Here is a 14,740-nt window from a genome sequence, read left to right as displayed (position 1 = left end):
CTTCGACACACAACGAAGTATCCGCGAGGGCAGACGCGCTACGTTCCGTTCCTGACAACAGGACGAGGCACGCGACATGGACAACCGGCAGGACAACAACATTGTCGTCGAGCTGGCGCTGCTGCTCGCGCTCGCGACGCTCTGGGGCGGCTCCTACACCTTCATCAAGCTCGGCGTCGCCACCATTCCGCCGATCACGCTGATCGCGGCGCGCACCACGATTGCGGGCCTGCTGCTGCTCGCGATCATGTGGGTGCGGGGCATCAGGCTGCCGACGGCTGCCGCGACCTGGCAACGCTTCGCCTTCCAGGCCGTGCTCAACAGCGTGATCCCCTGGACGCTGATTGCCTGGGGCGAGCGCCACGTCGATGCCGCGCTCGCGACCATCCTCAACTCGGCAGGCCCGATCTTCACCTTCCTGCTCACGGCGGTCGTGACGCGTCACGAGGCGACGACACCGCGCAAGCTGGTCGGCGTGGTTGCCGGCATGGCCGGCATCCTGCTGATCGTCGGCGTCGATGCCTTCCATGATGTCGGAAGCGGCCTCGTCGCGGAGGCCGCCATCGTTGCCGCCACCATCTGCTACGCCTGCGCCGCCATCTTCGGTCGCGGCTTCAAGGGCCTCGATCCCATGGCGCCCGCGGCCGGTTCGTTGCTGGCCGGGGCGGCGGCGCTGATCCCGGCCTCGCTCATCCTCGAGCAGCCCTGGACGCTCTCGCCCTCGCTGAGTTCCGTGCTGGCGCTGCTCGCGCTGGCGACCTTCTCGACCGCCGCGGCCTTCGTGATCTATTTCCGCCTGATCCAGACCCTGGGCTCGGTCGGCACCACCGCGCAGGCCTATCTGCGCGTGCCGATCGGGGTTGCCATCAGCGTCGCCTTCCTCGGCGAGAGCCTGAGCCGGACCGCCTGGATCGGCCTTGCCTGCGTCGTCCTCGGCGTCGCCGCCATGACCATCCCGGCCAGGCGGCCGGCCGGCATCAAAACGTCATAAAGCCAAGGCGGAGGGGGTCCGGCAGGGCTTTAATATTAAGGATATTCGGCGGCTAGACGCATGTTCCCCCGGGACCGCAATACGTCGTATATTGGAGCTCCAATAGCCTGGTCCTCACATCGCCAATGTCCGCCGAATTGACGCCGACCCCTGAGAAAAAGCGAACATTCTCGCTCTCCATCGGCCAGCTCACCTTCGGCAGCTTCCTTCTGGTGCTGGCGGTGATCATCGTCACCTCGACCGCGAGCGTGATCGCGATCCGGCACATCGACACGACCTTTGCCGAGCTGCAGCGGCTCCAGAGCGTCGGCGACCTCGCCGAGGACATCGACCGCCGCATGAACGAGCTGCGGCTCGCCGCGCGCGACTTCGTCACCGATCCCGGCGCCGGCATCCAGTTCAAGCAGGTGGGCGAGGCGGCCTCGACGCTCAGTGACATCCTGAAGAAGACCCGCATCGAGCTCGTGCCCGAGCAGCAGGACATGATCGACGGGGTCAGCGAGCGGCTTGCGACCTATCGCAGCGGGCTGGAGCGGATTTCGACCTTGATCGACCGCCGCGCCCAGCTGCTCGCCGGCCTGCCGCCGCTCCGCGACCAGTTCGACGCGGCTGTCTCCGGCACAGCGGACCGAGAGCTGGCGTCCCGCCTGTCGGAAGCGCAGAGCCGGATCGCGCTCGGGTTGCTTGCGCGCAACCCGTCCGCGGCCGAGCAGGCGGCGCAGAGCATGCGGGCGATGGGCGTCACCGATCCCAAGCTCAGATCGGCCGTCAACGACTACGCCGAGGCGATCATCGCGGTCGCTGTCCGTGAACGGCAGATCGCCGACATCGATCGCGAGGTGCTGGGAACCGAGGGCCGGCTGATCGGCCGCGTCACCGAATTGCTGCGCGAGGTCAGCGCCCGGCGCGGCCACGTGCTGTCGCGCGACTTCGCCCGCACGCTGACGGAGGCGCGCTGGCAGAGCATCGTGCTCGGTACCATCGGCGTGCTGATCGGCATTCTCGCGGCCGGCTTCGTGGTGCGGCGGACAGTCCGTCCGCTCGCCCAGATCGCGCGGTCGATCCGCGCGCTCGCAGCCGGCGAGAAGAACACCTCGATCCCGTCCGCCGATCTCGACAATGAGATCGGCGACATCGCGCGGGCGGCCGAAGTGTTCCGCCGCGCGCTGGAGGAGGCGGACACGGCGCGCGAGGCGGCGGTGCGCGCACTGACCGAGCAGCGCCTCGCCGAAGAGAGCTACCGGAAACTGTTCGAGGGCTCGGTCGATGGCATCTATGTCACGACGCCTGCCGGCGACCTCCTCAACGCCAATCCGGCGTTGGCGCGGATGATGGGCTATGACAGTCCGCAGCAGCTGATCGACAGCATTAACGACATCGCCCACACCATCTATCTCAATCCCGAGGCGCGCGTCGAATATCAGCGGCTGATGGCCCGCGACGGCATGGTGCGCGAGTTCGAATACCAGGTGCGCCAGCGCGGCGGCGACATCCTGTGGCTGTCCGACAGTGCCACCGGCGTCCGCGACGAGGCGGGCAACATCGTTCGCTACGAGGGCACGCTGCGCGACATCACCGACCAGAAGCGCGCGGAAGACGCCATCGCCGAAGGACGGCGCCTGCTCCAGCAGGTCATCGACACCGTGCCCGCGGTCATCAACGTCAAGGACCGCGACCTGCGCTACGTGCTGATGAACCGTTACATGGCCGGCATCTTCGGAATCGAGCCGGGCGATGCGCTCGGCCGCACCACGGCCGACCTGATGTCGCGCTACGGCGCGGCCAAGTCCGACGAGAGCGACAAGCGCGTGCTGACGCTGCGAAAAGGTCTCGGCTTCTACGAAGAGGAGTACATTGATTCGTCCGGCCACATGCGGCAATGGCTCGTCAACAAGCTGCCGCTGCTCGATGCCGAAGGCGAGATCGAGCGGATCGTGACCGTGGCGCTCGACATCGGCGAGCGCAAGCGCGGCGAGCAGGAGATGCGGAAAGCCAAGGAATCCGCCGAGACCGCGCTGCGCAATCTGCGCGAGACCCAGGCCTCGCTGATCGAGGCGGAGAAGCTGGCGGCGCTCGGACGCCTCGTCGCCGGCGTCGCCCACGAAGTCAACAATCCCGTCGGCATCAGCCTCACGGTCGCCTCCGCGCTGGAGCGCAAGACCGCGATGTTCACCGCCGAGGTCGAGCGCGGCGAGCTGCGCCGCTCTGCGCTCAACGACTTTCTCCACACCAGCCGCGATGCGTCCTCGCAGCTCGTCTCCAATCTCAATCGCGCCGCCGAGCTGATCCAGTCGTTCAAGCAGGTCGCCGCCGACCGCAACTATTCGGACCAGCGCAGCTTCGATCTCGGTGACCTCACCGAGCAGGTGGTGATGAGTCTGCGGCCGGGCCTTCGCAAGCACAATCTGACGCTCAATGTCGAGTGTCAGCCCGATCTGACCATGAACAGCTATCCCGGACCGTACGGCCAGGTGCTGACCAATCTGTTTCTCAACGCGGTGGCGCACGCCTTCCCGGACGGCCGGCCGGGGACCATCGACATCCAGGTGCGCGAGTCCGGCAAGGACAATGTCGAGATCATCTTCTCCGACAATGGCTGCGGCATGTCGCTCGATGTCCGCCGCCGTGCCTTCGATCCGTTCTTCACGACGCGGCGCGACCAGGGCGGCACCGGTCTCGGGCTGCACATCGTCTACAGCATCGTCACGAACAGGCTCGGCGGACGGCTCGATCTGGATTCCGAACCGGGCAGCGGCACACGTATCCAGATCATCCTGCCGCGCGTGGCGCCGCTCGAGCAGGCCGCGGAATAGCTCACGCGTTTTCGAGCGAAGTGGATGCCGGCTTCGCGTGAAGAAAACGCGTCGAAACAACAATTGAGAGCTTCAGTTCTGATTCAATCAGAACCGAAGCTCTAGTCGGCCTCTGCAAGCTTGTGCAACGTCGCGCCGAAAATCTGGCTGGCCTTTCCGACCAACGCGGTGCCCGTCATGTCCCCGCGCGTCTCCGTGAACGTGCCGCTGACGCCGATGCCAACTGCGGCAGGTCCGCCGAACAGCGGATTGTCGTCACCCCGCGGCGAGGTGTGACGCTGGACCAGCACCTCGCCCTTGAAGGTGTTGTCCTTCACCGTGTAGCTGCCGGTGTAATAGAGGTAGGCATCGCCGCCAAGAATCTTGCCGTCGCGAAACAGAATCACGCCGCTGCCCTTGCCGACCCGACCATCGAGCAGGTTCACGTGAATCGAATAGAGGCCGTTCTTCATCACGTCCCAAGGCCGGCCGCCATCGCCCAATGGCGTAACCGGTAGTGCATTTATGCCAAAGGGCATGCAGCCACGCAACGCGGCAGTTTGGCTGCCGACCTTGCGAGCTTGCCCGTGAGCCGTAATTGTCCCGGCTTGTCTATGACACTGCCATGACGGTCTGATCATGAAGCGAGGCCAGTCGTTGCGAATCAAGTTGGCCCGCGAAATGCATAACCATTGTTGCACTGGCCGCGGGGTGCTGGAGCAAGACAAACGTGAGCAACTGGATCGATTCCGGCGGCGAGAAGCCGCGTCTGTACGGTGTGCGTCCGACGATTTGCGAAACACGACAACGGCGGATCGGCGGCGCGGCACGCTGGCGAACCGTTGCGAGCCTAGCATGCGTCCAGGCCCTGATCGCACTCGCGGCCCCCGTCGGCCACGCGCGCGACCGCGGCCAGTTCGTCAACACCAATGCCGAATTGAAGGCCTGGTTCGACGGACTGCGAAGCGGCAAGGGGCCTTGTTGCTCCGATGCCGACGGCTCGGCGCTTTCAGACGCCGACTGGGACAGCAAGGACGGGCACTATCGGGTCCGCGTCCCGCGCTATGGCTACGTGATCGACGGCCGACCGCAGGAGCTCGTCTGGGTCGAGGTGCCCGAGGAGGCCGTGATCTCGGAGCCGAACCGGGTGGGGCGCACCATGGTCTGGCCGATCTACGGCTACATGGGCGTCGCCGTCCGCTGCTTCATGCCCGGCAGCATGACTTGAGGCACGCCGGGCGGCAACGTCGCCCGGTGAGCCGATGCGGCGCGCGCCGTGTCAGGTATATTTCTTGTCGCGCTCGAGCAGCTCGATGGAGATGCCTTCGGGGCCGCGGATGAAGCAGATGCGCACGCCGGGGCGGATCGTGGTCGGTTCGCGCGTGAAAGTGACGCCCTTGGCCTTGAACTCGGCGGCGACGGCGTCGATGTCCTTCACCGTGAGACCGAAATGGTCGAGGCCTTGATGCGGGTGCGGCGGCGGCGGGTTGACCGCATTGTCGCCCTCGAGCGGCGCAATGAAGATCCTTGCGCCGCCGAGATTCACGTCGATCCGTCCGGGCGCTTGCACGATCTCGCCACCGAGGATGTCCCGCAGCCAGGCCGCCGTGGCCTCCGGATCGGGGCTGCGCAGATGGACGTGATCCCAAGTGACGACTGGCATTTCGTGTTCTCCCGACGGATCTTGATGTTGCAGCGCATGTTAGCGGCCTCGGCCCGTGACCGCCACCGCTCTTGCCGACTCGGCAGCTGCGCGGGAACCTTAGTTCGCCTTCCCGATTAAGGTAAGCAGTGGCCGAATCCGTTGTCGAACGTGCTTCCGCCGCGATCGGTGAGGCGACCATGAACGCTGGGTTAGACCGCATCGGGTTAGGGCGTTTCGCCGGGACCGGCGAACGACTGGCGCGGGCGGTGACGATCGCGAGCGTTTCATTTGGGCGAGGCTTGCTGTGGCTGTTGGCGGCAATCATCGTCGGTTGCGGCATCTGGATGCTGCTCCCCCTCTCCAGAGGCAACAGTGCAGAGCCGGTGACGTCTGAGATGGCAGCTGTCGCGACGGCGCCTTCGGGCGATGCGGCCGCCGCGTCGCCGCCTTCCGAAGCTCCGATTCCGACAATGGCAGAACTCGGCCGGATCAGGATTTCATCTCAGACCTGGCGCCGCGGTGGCCTTGGCTCGAAGGCGCTGGTGACGCTCACGCTGCGCAACGACAACGACTATGCCGTAAAGGATGTCGAGATCGTCTGCGCTTTTGCGCGGCGCGATGGCAGTCATCTCACCGACCGCACCCGCGTTCTGGCGGATCCGGTCAGCATGAAGAGCCGCAAGACTTTTGCGCGCATTCCTGTCGGCTTCGTCAACGTGAATGCCGATCAGGCGAAGTGTTCGCTTGTGGCAGCACGCCGGACATAAGGCCGGCAGTGCCGGGTAGCGGAAAAGTTACTGTCCCGGGGGCTTGGCCGAAAAACTTGGCGTCGCCATTTGAACCGAACGGCTGGGCCAGGAACCAATTAAATGATCGCCTGTTAAGGCGGAGAGCCCACGCGGGGATGCGGCGGGCGGAGCGTGGCCAATGCCCATCTTTCGGTATTTCTTCTTTGTCGGTGGAGCCTTGCTCGCACTGCTGTTCGCGGCGAACTACGTTCTGCCGACTTCGCCTGTGACGCAGGCTATCGCAACCGCAAGCAACGAACAGCCGTTGATTCGGATCCGGTCCGATCGCCACCTCCCGGAGCGTGTCGTACTCGACACCAGTCAGCCGACGCTTGCCGCCCCCGCGGTGAAGATCGCCGCCGTCGCGGCTCCCCAGCCGCCCGTGGAGAGCATGTCACCCGCTTTGGCAGAGATATCAGCCAAGGCGCGGGTCCGCGAGACGTTCGCCCAATTCACGCCGGCCGCGAAGGCCGATACCGCTGCGGTCAAGAAGACCGAAGCCAGGACGCAAATTCAGCCGCAAGTTCAGGCGCAGGCCCAGCCCGCTCCGACCCAATCCTCTCAGCTCTCGGCGCAGCAGCCCAAGCGCAAGGTCGCCAGAACGCATCCGGTGCCGCAGCAAGGGCGGCCGATGATGGTGATGGCGCAGCAGCCGCATTTCGGCTTCTTCAACAGCACCTGGTAAGGGCGGGTCTGACCCGCCTCGAATCGAGGCGGGAAGGGCTTTTTATTGGCCGGCCTCTCTGCTAATTCGAACCCATCCGAACGTCATCCGGCCTGCTGGCTCGCCAGCAGCGATCTGGGCGTCTCGGTTACGGCCCAGATCTGGGCCATGGCGCTCGTAGCTCAGCTGGATAGAGCATCGGATTTCGATTCCGAGGGTCGGGAGTTCGAATCTCTCCGAGCGCGCCAATTGTCAGGCCACAGTATTCGGATAGGGCGCGAGGCCGTGAGCCGCCTCTATTTGCCTTGGATCTTCAGCCCGTTGGGACCGACATTGATTTGTAGGCCATCGGGCTGCTTCGTCTGGTAGAGATTGTAGCCGAGCACGGCCGCCGTGATGACCAGAGCACCGATGATCAGAAACAATACGTTGCGGCTAATAGACATTTCTCTTCCTGAACCACTTGGTTGACGGCGAGAAAAACCCCGCACGTAGGGCGCGCGGGGTGCTTCAGTGCGCTGCCGGCGCACCGCTCGGATAATGCAGTTCGAGGGAACTGGTTCCCTTGAGGCGCGCGCCGCACTGGAAAGACTGGAGCCGGGTCTGGTCAACCAGCCGTCGGACCGGCTTGCCGGCCCCGGGCCAGCGTGTCGGACGGCGCTTCGTGGAAGGTCGCGCGGTAAGCTGCGGCAAACTCCCCCAAATGGTGAAAGCCTTGGGCGCGCGCGCATGTGGCGACGGTGGCGCCGCTGCCCTTGAGAAGGCGAGACCGCGTCGCCCACAATTTTTTCAGGCGAATGTACTGGTGCAGGCTCATGCCGCGCACCTTGCTGACGGCGCCGCCGAGCGTCCGGATCGAGACGCCAAACTCGCCGGCGAGATCGGCGGTATAGATCGGAGTAGTCGGATGTGCTGCGACGTAATCGTCGATCCGTTGCACAAGTTTGATCGACCGCTCGCCCTGGACGGACGCACTCCGGTCCGAGAGCGGATCGATGCGAAACAGATCGTCGAGCGCGAGCAGCAGGCCCTCCTGGAGATGGGCGGCGACCTCGGTCGTTTCGAACAGGGCCGGCTGCACCGACGCGGTTCGCAGAATGTCGAGCAGGAGCTGCCGTATGTGGAGCAAAGCGGGGCGGTTCGCGACATAGGCCCGCAAATCGTCCGCCTGATCGAACCAGCCCCGGTCGCTCATGCCGGGTGAGAAGATGATCATCGCATGATGATTGGTCCGGCGCTCGACGAAATGGCATTCATCGCTGCCGCGGAGCGCGATGAAGAAACGCGCGTCCAGGTCCATGCCCTTGGAATTGACCTGAAGGTCGTCCGTCATGGGCAGGATCACCATCCCCCCGGGCATCCGATAGGCGGCGTCGAGGATGCGCGCGAACGAGCGCATCATGACGATGCGGCAGCCGGGCAGGGAGACGACAGCGCGAGCCGCCGCGAAATTCCGGACGTCGAGCGGAATGCTTCTCGCATCCTCCATCGACTCGATCGGCCGAAACGCATCGACGTCGGCAAAGCCGATCAATTGAAGCGCCGAGGATGGGGCGAGGGCGTCGAACAACATGCGTGCGGCCGGCTGCTGCAATATGACAATCAAATGAACGTCGGAACATCGCCATCAATGGCGAAACATCGCGCTTCAGTAAACCGGATTCCGGGCCGTAGTATTGCGGACATCATGGCATGAAGCCGGCGGATCGATGTCGTCGTCAGCGGTCTCGAGTCATCGGCTGGCCGGAGGCGAGGTCGATGAAATGCAGCCGCGTGCAGGCGGGACAGGCGAAGGAGGCAAAGCTCTGCGCCTCCTGTCTCTGTTGCTTCTCAAGATGTGTCTGCACGTTCATGCCCGTCTGGGGACATCGAAAAACGATCAAATCGACCATCGTCGGAGAATGACGGCGTAGCGGATTTCGTCTTTGATCTAGATCAGTTTTGGAATGACTCCAGACCAACATCCTTGATCTCGCAAAAGCGAAGGGGCCCCGGAGGGCCCCTTTAGAATTACCAGCGGCGATAGCGTGGTCCGTAATAGCGAGGCCCACCGTAAAAGCGCGGTGCATATCGGGGACCGTAGTAGGGCCGCGGCGCGTAGTATCCATAGTAGTTCGGGCGCCAGAAACAGCGTCCCCAGGCGTCACAGACCATGCGGACCTGCTCGACGTCGGAAACCTGCGGCGTCGCAGGAGCAGGCGCGATGGGCATGGCGGACGCCGCCGATGATGCGACCAACGCACCCAGCAGGGTCGCGGCGACGAGGCCAATTCTAAGCTTCATGATGTCTTTCTCCGCTTACGCAATACAGGGATATCGAAGTTTGTTCTGATCAAATTGTGGCGGGGGCGAAATGTAATGCTGATGAACAGGTCTTCAGCCAGCCCGCCGCAGGCCTGACCTTTGGCTCCGCCAGACTATCCCAGGTTCGCGCTCTTGACCAATGCTGCGCTTGCGTTTGCGCCCCGCAGGACATCGCCACCATCCTTGATCCCGCGCAATTCTCCGATGCGGCTTCGTCCCTAAGCTTGGCGTCGTGGCCAGCCTTTCGAGCAATTCGAAGAGCAGGCTCGCGAGGTCGCTTTGGAGCTGTGCAATGGACAAAATGAGAATCGACAAGGGTGACTGGCTGGTCGTGTGCGACGGGCGCAAGGCGCTCATTCTGGAAAACCTCGGCGACGAGATGTTTCCGAATCTCCACACCAGGGAGGTGCACGAGCAGCCCAATTCCTCGACCGGCGCGCAAGGGACCGACGCGCCGGGCAGGCTCCATGGCGCGGCCGGCACCGCGCGTAGCTCGGTGGAGCAGACTGATTGGCACGACGAGGCCGAGCGCGCCTTCCTGCGCAGCCTGGCCGGACGGCTCGATGCCGCCGTCAGCTCAGGCGAGACCTCCGCCTTGACCATGGTGGCCTCGCCGCGTGCGCTTGGGATGATCCGCGCCGACTATTCGGATGTGGTGCGCAAGGCACTCCAGGGCGAGGTCGGCAAGGACCTCGTCAAACTGCCGGTCTACGAAATCGAGAAGCAATTGCTGCGGTCGGGCGCCGCCAAATAGCGGCCCCCGCGACGCGCCTGCGCCCCTCAGTAGCAGGGGTGCCGGCGGCGGTCCTGGCCGACATAGGCGGCTGCGCTCTGGTAGCAATGGTTGGTCGACGGGCCGTCGTAAAAGGCGAACGTCCCGGGAGTCATGCCGGGCCCGTAATTGTGGAGATAGCTGATCGGGTAGGGCAGCGGGTTCGTGGTATAGCGATGGTACCGGTGATGTCCCCGTGCCTCTGCGAGGCCAGGGGCAAGAATCGCGGCCGACAGGGCAGCAATCGCGGCTACAAGCTTCAACTTGCTCATCTCGAATCTCCGGAACCCGCACGAATAGGTCAGCCGTTTATAGCCAGTTCGGGCGGCCGGAACACCCGTCTGCAGCCCGGAAATCGGTGCCAATCCCGCGGATTCCCGGGTGGGTGTGACAGAATTGCCGGTTCTATGGTCCAGACTTGCCCATTTTTGGCCTTTTCGAGATGCTTAACGAATTCCCCACACAAGTATGACCAAAGAGAATTCGGTTAAATATCGTGTTGCCGGCCCGGGGATCATCTTGGGGGTCCTTCGAGGCCGGTCCATTCCTGAAGGCTTTCGCCGTCACCTCGCCATGCGCATCACGCTTCTGAGCCTGCTGTTGCTCTCGGTCGTCGCCGCCACGCCGGCGCGGGCCGAGCTGCACATTACCCGCGACCACGGCGGCTATGTCGAGGAGTACAAGGCCAAGTACAAGCGCGTCCGCGAAAAGGGCGAGCGCGTCATCATCGACGGCATCTGCAATTCGGCCTGCACCTTGGTGCTCGGCATCGTGCCGATGAACAAGATCTGCGTGACGCCGCGCGCCAGCCTCGGCTTCCACCAAGCCTACTACGACAAGGCCTTCACCTTCGGCATCAAGGTCACCAGCGCGGAGGGGACGTCCGACCTGATGGCCTATTACCCCGACGCGGTGAAGGACTGGATCCGCCGCAATGGCGGGCTCACCACCGACATGAAAAAGATCAAGAACGGCGTCGAGCTCTGGAAGATCATCGATCCCTGTCCGGACGAATGGTGAGCGGCTGAGCCGTCCGGTCCGTCGCAGCGCAGCATCGTGCGGACGAAATTGGCCGAAATTCGCATTGCCGCATTGGCCCCCGGTGGGGCAATGAGGCGGCAATGAATCATAATCAAGAAGCCCTGACCGCCCGCGCCGCGCCGATCCTGTTCGTCCTGCTCTGGAGCACGGGCTTCATCGGCACCAAATACGTCGTCAACAATGCCGATCCCTTGACCTACCTCGCCATCCGCATGGCGTTCGTGGTCGGTCTGATGGCGATCATCGTCGCGATTGCGCGACCGAAATGGCCGGACCGTATCGGTATCGCGCACAGCGCCGTCGCGGGCATTCTCGTCCATGGCTTCTATCTCGGCGGCACCGCAATCGCGATCGCGCATTCGATTCCGGCAGGGCTCTCCGCGCTCATTCCAGGCCTTCAGCCGATCCTGACCTCGACCATCGCCAACCGCTGGCTCGGGGAGAAGGTGACGCCGGTGCAATGGGCGGGGCTCGTCCTTGGCCTCGGCGGCGTCGTGCTGATCCTGCACGGCCGTCCCATGACCGGCGAAGCCGGGCTCGGCTGGCTCGCCTCCGTCGTCGCGCTGATCAGCATCACGCTCGGCACGCTCTATCAGCGCCGCTATTGCAACCACATCGACTGGCGCGCCGGCAATCTCGTGCAGTACATCTCCGTCACGATCTTCTTCGCGATCGGCGCCTTCCTGTTCGAGGACCGCGTGGTGCACTGGACGCGCGAGTTCATGCTGGCGCTGGCCTGGCTCGCCGTGGCGCTCTCGATCGGGTCGATCGGGCTGCTGTACTGGCTGATCCGCCATGCCGCCGCCACGTCTGTTGCAAGCCTGTTCTATCTGGTGCCCGCCGTGACGGCGCTGATGGCTTATCTGCTGTTTGGAGAAAAGCTCGATGCGCTGGCGATCGCCGGCATGGTGATGTGCGCGGCTGCGGTGTTTGTGGTCAACCGACGCTTCTAGGACCGGCGGGCCGGGCCGCCGGAATACATCCCTGACGTGCGCGGCAAGATCGTGCTAGGGTCGGCGCATTTCAGTGGCCCTTTCACAGGTGATTTCCATGAAGAAGGCGAGACGCGCGTTGCTTGGCAGGTCCCTGAAGCCGGTCCGGATTGCCTGCATCAACTACGCGGAGCCGACGATCAGCGGCCGCAAGATGGCCAGGCTCACAGCGGCGCTCCAGAAATGCTACGACAAGCACTTCCTGCCGGTGTGGGGCTATCCGGTCGACCTCTATGTCAGCGAAAAGCCGAAGCCGGGCGAGTGGCAGCTGGTCTATTTTGACGACGCCTCCCACAAGAACATGCTCGGCCGCCATGAGCTGACGCATCGCCGCCAGCCGATCTCAAAGATCTTCGTCAAACCGCTGGGCGACGAGCCGGTCAGCGTGGCGGCCTCGCACGAGCTGTTCGAGATGGTGCTCGATCCCATGGCCAATCTCTGGGCCGACAAAAACCCGAACACCCAATACGCCTATGAGGTCTGTGACGCCGTGGAAGAGGACACCTTCTTCGTCGCCGGCTTCGAGATGTCGAACTTCGTCTATCCGTCCTGGTTCGAACCGTTCAAGCATCCCCGGGGCACCAAGTTCGACCACAAGGGAACGCTGAAAGAGCCGTTCTCGATGACCGAGGGCGGCTACATCATCAAGAAGGTCAACGGCAGGAAGGTGATCAAGGCGTTCGGCTCGCCCGAGAAGCGTCGGCGCTTCAACGCCGAGGACCGGCGCGGTCATCGCAGCGAATTCCGCGATCCGCAGGGCGAGCATCACCCGGGCCGGCGTGCAGCCAAGCGGCGAGGGTAGGGCATCGCTGGAGCCGTCTCCGGGCGCGTCCGCCCCCGGAGACCTCGGCGTTGCGATCAGCGCTTGGCCTTCTTGGCCTTCTTTTTCGACTTGGTCGCCTTCTTGGCAGTCTTCTTTGCCGTTTTCTTGGCGGCCTTCTTCGACGACTTCTTTGCAGCTTTCTTCGAAGCCTTCTTGGTGGCCTTCTTCGAAGTTTTCTTCGCAGCCTTCTTGGCTTTCTTCTTGGAAGCCTTCTTCGGCGCTACTTTCTTCGCAGCCTTCTTGGCGGCCTTCCTGACCTTCTTCACCGCAGTGACAGCTGCGTCCTTGGTCGCTTCCACGGCGGCGGTGATCGTGTCCATCGCCTGTTCGGTGATCGGCTTGTCGTCGTCCATAGTGTCCCCCACGGTTTGCATGGAGCGATGACGATAGCGCGTTTCATAATTGTGTCAAAGCAACGCTCAACCTTTGCGGATCTTGGCGTAGGCGGCGAGCGCGCGCTCTCGTCCCTTGGCATGATCGACGATCGGCTGCGGATAGGTCTTGCCGAGCGTGACGCCGGCGCTCGCAAGCTCGATCGGCGTGGCCTCCCAGGGCTTGTGGATCAACTTGGCCGGCACGTCCTTTAGCTCGGGCGCCCAGCGCCGGACATAGGCTCCATCCGGATCGAATTTCTCGCCCTGGAGCACCGGATTGAACACGCGGAAATAGGGCGCCGCGTCGGCGCCGCAGCCGGCGACCCACTGCCAGTTGGCGGGATTACTGCCGGCATCCGCATCGACCAGCGTGTCCCAGAACCAGCTTTCGCCGTCGCGCCAGTCGATCAGGAGGTGCTTGACCAGAAATGAGGCGACCACCATTCGCACCCGGTTGTGCATCACGCCCGTGTGCCAGAGCTCGCGTAGGCCGGCGTCAACGATGGGATAGCCGGTGCGTCCGCGCTGCCAGGCGGCGAGCGCCTTGGCGTCGGGCTTCCATGGGAAGCCGTCGAAATTCGCTTGCAGGTTTTTGGTGGCAAGGTTGGGGTGGTCGTGGAGCAGGTGCCGGCAGAACTCACGCCAGCCAAGCTCGCTCAGGAACTTGTCGACACCGGGTCCGATCGCAGGGTTCTCCGCCGCGGCGAACCGCGCGGCGTGCCAGACCTGGCGCGGGCTGAGTTCGCCGAACCTCAAATGCGGTGACAGATGTGAGGTGCCCTCGCGGTCCGGGCGGTCGCGATCGCCGACATAGCCTTGTGCAGTATGCTTGAGGAAATTGCGCAGGCGGGCGCGGGCGGAGGCTTCGCCGGGGGTCCATGTCTCGCGCAGGCCGCCGGCCCAATCGGGCTTGCGCGGCTCGAGCTTCCAGGCCTCCAGCGCGTCGCTGGCGATCGTCGGCGCAGGACGCAGCTCCTTCGGTGCCGGCAGTGGCTTCGGCGGATCGCCGAGCGCCAGCACGCGCCGCCAGAATGGTGTGAACACGCGCAGGGCGCGGCCTTCCTTGTTGCGGATCGCCGCGGGCGGAACGAGCAAGTCGCCCGGGAAACTTTGCGAGTCCACGCCGATCTTTGCCAGTGCCGCTTCGTGCTGCCGCTCGATCGCCTGATGCGGCGCCTGTGCGATCCCGTTCCAGTAGACTGAACGCGCTCCGCTCTCACGCGCCACCTCCGCGATCACCCTGGCCGCCGGCCCTTTGCGCAGGATCAACGATCCGCCGCGGGAGGCAATGTCGGCGCCGAGCGCCCGCAGCGACTGCGCCAGCCACCAGCGCGCCGCGGCGCCCGGCGCTCGCCCGGCCGCGTCGTCCAGCACATAGAGGCAGATCACCGGCGCCCCGGTCGTCGCAGCGGCCTTGGCGGCAGCGTGGAGGGCGGGGTGGTCGGACAGGCGGAGGTCGTCTCGAAACCAAACGATGATGGGCGGAGCACTTGGCGTGATCCTTGGCGCAGTTCTGGGCGTGGTCAGGGTGTCCTCGTTAACGATTTGGAAAGC

17 protein-coding genes and 1 tRNA gene are annotated in these 14,740 nt (G+C 64.2%); 10 read left to right on the top strand and 8 right to left on the bottom strand.

Annotation, left to right across the window (positions count from 1 at the left end):
• Window positions 1-76: 76 nt before the first annotated feature.
• Together N551_RS0113700 and N551_RS0113695 are read left to right on the top strand one after the other, a co-directional pair.
• Window positions 77-991 carry a DMT family transporter gene (locus N551_RS0113700; protein ID WP_027567455.1) on the top strand — a complete coding sequence of 305 codons (915 nt, stop codon included), beginning with the start codon at window positions 77-79 and terminating at the stop codon, window positions 989-991.
• 125 nt (window positions 992-1,116) lie between these two features.
• On the top strand, window positions 1,117-3,804 hold the full coding sequence (locus N551_RS0113695) for a PAS domain S-box protein (RefSeq protein WP_027567454.1): 2,688 nt from the start codon (window positions 1,117-1,119) through the stop codon (window positions 3,802-3,804).
• Between the two features lie 101 nt (window positions 3,805-3,905).
• Here N551_RS0113695 and N551_RS0113690 read toward each other — a convergent pair whose 3' ends face one another.
• On the bottom strand, window positions 3,906-4,256 hold the full coding sequence (locus N551_RS0113690; RefSeq protein WP_007603093.1) for a GrlR family regulatory protein: 351 nt from the start codon (window positions 4,254-4,256) through the stop codon (window positions 3,906-3,908).
• Between the two features lie 257 nt (window positions 4,257-4,513).
• Here N551_RS0113690 and N551_RS0113685 point away from each other — a divergent pair, with 257 nt between their 5' ends.
• Entirely contained in the window at window positions 4,514-5,011 is a 498-nt protein-coding gene (locus N551_RS0113685; RefSeq protein WP_027567453.1) for a hypothetical protein, read from the top strand.
• A gap of 51 nt (window positions 5,012-5,062) precedes the next feature.
• Here the strand turns inward: N551_RS0113685 and N551_RS0113680 are convergent, their stop codons facing one another.
• Window positions 5,063-5,446, bottom strand: a complete 384-nt coding sequence (locus N551_RS0113680; protein WP_027567452.1) for a VOC family protein — start codon at window positions 5,444-5,446, stop codon at window positions 5,063-5,065.
• A gap of 179 nt (window positions 5,447-5,625) precedes the next feature.
• On the opposite strand from N551_RS0113680, the gene N551_RS0113675 reads away from it, so the two are divergent.
• The 3 genes from N551_RS0113675 (at window position 5,626) to N551_RS0113665 (ending at window position 7,128) form a co-directional block, all read left to right on the top strand.
• Window positions 5,626-6,195 (top strand): hypothetical protein, encoded by a 570-nt coding sequence (locus tag N551_RS0113675; RefSeq protein WP_027567451.1) that lies wholly within the window; start codon window positions 5,626-5,628, stop codon window positions 6,193-6,195.
• A gap of 160 nt (window positions 6,196-6,355) precedes the next feature.
• The gene (locus N551_RS0113670) at window positions 6,356-6,901 is read left to right on the top strand and encodes a hypothetical protein (protein ID WP_027567450.1); all 546 of its coding nucleotides are present in this window, start codon (window positions 6,356-6,358) and stop codon (window positions 6,899-6,901) included.
• Window positions 6,902-7,051: 150 nt separating this feature from the next.
• Window positions 7,052-7,128 (top strand) — tRNA-Arg (locus N551_RS0113665).
• A gap of 48 nt (window positions 7,129-7,176) precedes the next feature.
• Here the strand turns inward: N551_RS0113665 and N551_RS38770 are convergent.
• From N551_RS38770 to N551_RS36980, 3 genes are all read right to left on the bottom strand, one after another.
• Window positions 7,177-7,326 carry a hypothetical protein gene (locus N551_RS38770; RefSeq protein WP_197031134.1) on the bottom strand — a complete coding sequence of 50 codons (150 nt, stop codon included), beginning with the start codon at window positions 7,324-7,326 and terminating at the stop codon, window positions 7,177-7,179.
• Between the two features lie 161 nt (window positions 7,327-7,487).
• A complete protein-coding gene (locus N551_RS0113655) occupies window positions 7,488-8,453 on the bottom strand; it encodes a helix-turn-helix domain-containing protein (protein WP_027567449.1) in 966 nt (321 codons plus the stop codon).
• Window positions 8,454-8,890: 437 nt separating this feature from the next.
• On the bottom strand, window positions 8,891-9,163 hold the full coding sequence (locus tag N551_RS36980) for a hypothetical protein (protein ID WP_081747828.1): 273 nt from the start codon (window positions 9,161-9,163) through the stop codon (window positions 8,891-8,893).
• Window positions 9,164-9,476: 313 nt separating this feature from the next.
• Between N551_RS36980 and N551_RS0113645 the strand changes: the two genes are divergently transcribed.
• Window positions 9,477-9,938 (top strand): host attachment protein, encoded by a 462-nt coding sequence (locus N551_RS0113645; RefSeq protein WP_027567448.1) that lies wholly within the window; start codon window positions 9,477-9,479, stop codon window positions 9,936-9,938.
• Window positions 9,939-9,964: 26 nt separating this feature from the next.
• Here N551_RS0113645 and N551_RS0113640 read toward each other — a convergent pair whose 3' ends face one another.
• Entirely contained in the window at window positions 9,965-10,228 is a 264-nt protein-coding gene (locus N551_RS0113640; RefSeq protein ID WP_027567447.1) for a hypothetical protein, read from the bottom strand.
• Window positions 10,229-10,529: 301 nt separating this feature from the next.
• Between N551_RS0113640 and N551_RS0113635 the strand changes: the two genes are divergently transcribed.
• The 3 genes from N551_RS0113635 to N551_RS0113625 all read left to right on the top strand — a co-directional run bounded on the left by N551_RS0113635 (window position 10,530) and on the right by N551_RS0113625 (window position 12,791).
• Window positions 10,530-10,976, top strand: a complete 447-nt coding sequence (locus N551_RS0113635; RefSeq protein ID WP_027567446.1) for a hypothetical protein — start codon at window positions 10,530-10,532, stop codon at window positions 10,974-10,976.
• A 101-nt stretch (window positions 10,977-11,077) separates the two neighbouring features.
• A complete protein-coding gene (locus N551_RS0113630; RefSeq protein ID WP_027567445.1) occupies window positions 11,078-11,950 on the top strand; it encodes a DMT family transporter in 873 nt (290 codons plus the stop codon).
• Between the two features lie 97 nt (window positions 11,951-12,047).
• The gene (locus N551_RS0113625) at window positions 12,048-12,791 is read left to right on the top strand and encodes a hypothetical protein (RefSeq protein ID WP_027567444.1); all 744 of its coding nucleotides are present in this window, start codon (window positions 12,048-12,050) and stop codon (window positions 12,789-12,791) included.
• A 56-nt stretch (window positions 12,792-12,847) separates the two neighbouring features.
• Here N551_RS0113625 and N551_RS0113620 read toward each other — a convergent pair whose 3' ends face one another.
• Together N551_RS0113620 and N551_RS0113615 are read right to left on the bottom strand one after the other, a co-directional pair.
• Window positions 12,848-13,165, bottom strand: a complete 318-nt coding sequence (locus tag N551_RS0113620; protein WP_027567443.1) for a hypothetical protein — start codon at window positions 13,163-13,165, stop codon at window positions 12,848-12,850.
• Between the two features lie 66 nt (window positions 13,166-13,231).
• Window positions 13,232-14,635, bottom strand: a complete 1,404-nt coding sequence (locus tag N551_RS0113615; RefSeq protein WP_051462737.1) for a deoxyribodipyrimidine photo-lyase — start codon at window positions 14,633-14,635, stop codon at window positions 13,232-13,234.
• Window positions 14,636-14,740: the final 105 nt, after the last annotated feature.

The sequence above is a fragment of the Bradyrhizobium sp. URHA0013 genome (assembly GCF_000518345.1).
GTDB lineage: Bacteria > Pseudomonadota > Alphaproteobacteria > Rhizobiales > Xanthobacteraceae > Bradyrhizobium.
The sequence above is the reverse complement of the archived record's forward strand: the minus strand, read 5'-3'. Positions and strand labels throughout refer to the sequence as shown.

Bases quoted from the DNA above. Each gene is read 5' to 3' on its own strand.
- N551_RS0113700 (WP_027567455.1), top strand. From the start codon at position 77: ATGGACAACCGGCAGGACAACAACATTGTCGTCGAGCTGGCGCTGCTG.
- N551_RS0113695 (WP_027567454.1), top strand. From the start codon at position 1,117: ATGTCCGCCGAATTGACGCCGACCCCTGAGAAAAAGCGAACATTCTCG.
- N551_RS0113690 (WP_007603093.1), bottom strand. From the start codon at position 4,256: ATGAAGAACGGCCTCTATTCGATTCACGTGAACCTGCTCGATGGTCGG.
- N551_RS0113680 (WP_027567452.1), bottom strand. From the start codon at position 5,446: ATGCCAGTCGTCACTTGGGATCACGTCCATCTGCGCAGCCCCGATCCG.
- N551_RS0113675 (WP_027567451.1), top strand. From the start codon at position 5,626: ATGAACGCTGGGTTAGACCGCATCGGGTTAGGGCGTTTCGCCGGGACC.
- N551_RS0113670 (WP_027567450.1), top strand. From the start codon at position 6,356: ATGCCCATCTTTCGGTATTTCTTCTTTGTCGGTGGAGCCTTGCTCGCA.
- N551_RS38770 (WP_197031134.1), bottom strand. From the start codon at position 7,326: ATGTCTATTAGCCGCAACGTATTGTTTCTGATCATCGGTGCTCTGGTC.
- N551_RS0113655 (WP_027567449.1), bottom strand. From the start codon at position 8,453: ATGTTGTTCGACGCCCTCGCCCCATCCTCGGCGCTTCAATTGATCGGC.
- N551_RS36980 (WP_081747828.1), bottom strand. From the start codon at position 9,163: ATGAAGCTTAGAATTGGCCTCGTCGCCGCGACCCTGCTGGGTGCGTTG.
- N551_RS0113645 (WP_027567448.1), top strand. From the start codon at position 9,477: ATGGACAAAATGAGAATCGACAAGGGTGACTGGCTGGTCGTGTGCGAC.
- N551_RS0113640 (WP_027567447.1), bottom strand. From the start codon at position 10,228: ATGAGCAAGTTGAAGCTTGTAGCCGCGATTGCTGCCCTGTCGGCCGCG.
- N551_RS0113635 (WP_027567446.1), top strand. From the start codon at position 10,530: ATGCGCATCACGCTTCTGAGCCTGCTGTTGCTCTCGGTCGTCGCCGCC.
- N551_RS0113630 (WP_027567445.1), top strand. From the start codon at position 11,078: ATGAATCATAATCAAGAAGCCCTGACCGCCCGCGCCGCGCCGATCCTG.
- N551_RS0113625 (WP_027567444.1), top strand. From the start codon at position 12,048: ATGAAGAAGGCGAGACGCGCGTTGCTTGGCAGGTCCCTGAAGCCGGTC.
- N551_RS0113620 (WP_027567443.1), bottom strand. From the start codon at position 13,165: ATGGACGACGACAAGCCGATCACCGAACAGGCGATGGACACGATCACC.